Below are 1,629 nucleotides of genomic sequence, written 5' to 3' on the forward strand. Positions count from 1 at the left end.
TGGTCGCCTGCGTTACATCACGACCCGCACGCACGACCACGCTGCCGCCGGTTGCGGTCACGGCGGCGAGCGAGACGTCGTTCAACGCATTGACCAGCACGTCGCCCGCTGTGGTGCTCAGGCTGGTGGCCGAGGCGATGTCGCCCGCAGCCGAACGCAGCCGGATCGTCGATTCGCCAAGCTGGGTCTCGCCGCCGCTTGCGACCGTGATCGAGCCGACCGCGCCCGGCGTGCCGAAGGACACCGAGGTGCCGCGCGTGCCGGGCGAGTTGTTCGAGAGCCCGTTGTCCAGCGTGAGATCGCCGTTCAGCGCGGCAACGTCGATGTCATCCCCTGCGGTGGCCGAAGTGATCTTGACGTTGGTCGTCGGGGATGCGCCGGAAGTGCCGCCCTGGACCGCGATATCGATCCCGGCGGTGAGCGTGTTGGCGGTGATCGCACCGCCTGCCAGCAAGCCAAGGGAGCCTGCGGTGGCCTCGCCCGTGGTGATCCCGATGTCCTTGGCCGCGCTGATCTTGAGATCGATGGCGGCCTTGGCCTGCGTGGTCACGCTGGCCGACGTCTCGCTCAGCAGATCGATCGAACCGGCGGTGCTGGTGAGGTTGGTGGCGCGCAGCAGATCAGTGGTCGTGTCCGTTCCGGTGCTGATGCCATCGAGGTTTTGCTTGGTCAGCGCGATCAGCTGCTTCGCGGTGCCGGTGCCGACTTGCAGCAGGCCGTCGCTCGCCGTCGCGGTGATGCCGCCGTCCTTTGCAATGGCGGTGGCGATGGTCAGTGCCCGGGCGTTGACGGTGATCTGGCCCGCTGCACCCGTGGCTGGATCGGGGTCCGCGCCGGTGCCGGCGGTGAGCGTGCCCAGTTGCGCAATGCCCTGGACGGCGTTGACCGTGATCAGCGCATCGGCGGGCTTTGCCGTCAGCGTTGCCGCGCCGAAGCCTTCGGCCAGCTTCGTTGCCGGACCGTTGATCTCCAGCGTCGTGCCGGTCGCTGCCGTGCCGCCTGTCGTCCGCAGCGTGAGCGTGCCTGCCGTGCGCACGGTGCCAAGGTCGAGCGTGTTGATGGCGACGAGGTTGATCGCGTCGGCGGTGATGGACCGGGCGCGCAGGATCGTCGGCGTGGTGAGCTGGGTCAGCGTCGAGGCGGTAATCGCACCGAACGAGCCCGAGCCCACATCGAGCAACACTTTGTGCGTGCCAGCGGCGATCTCACCGCCGGTGGGGGCCGCATAGGCATCGGCCAGGCCGGTGACCGAGCCGAGCGTCGCCGTGACGCCGATGTTGCCATCGGCTGTCGCGGTACCGATGCGGATATCGCCCTGATCGGCGGTGAAGCTGAAGGCGCCCGATGCGGGGTTGCCGGCCGCATCCTTGACGATCAGTGCGTTGGAAGCCGCCCCCGGCGTGCCGACCGATCCGGCCTTGATGCGCACGACATTGGCCCCGGTCAGCGGGGTGGCGGCATCGCTTGGGTTGAACGAAACGCCGTCCACGGCCCCGGCGCTGTTCGAGGTCACATCGGCAAAGCGCGCGCTGCTTGTGCCGCCCGTCAGCGACAGCTTGGTGAAGTTCAGCTTCCCGGTGATATCAAGGTCGATATCATCGAGCGCCTTGACCGTCCCGAGCGTGGCAT

Annotated in this window: 1 protein-coding gene; it reads right to left on the reverse strand. The window is 68.1% G+C overall.

Translation table 11 applies throughout. The features are described from left to right. Positions 1-1,629 (reverse strand): beta strand repeat-containing protein (locus tag ACODS2_RS23110; protein WP_489000831.1); only part of this gene is annotated, 1,629 nt, incomplete at both ends.

The organism is Novosphingobium sp. FG137 (assembly GCF_057809735.1).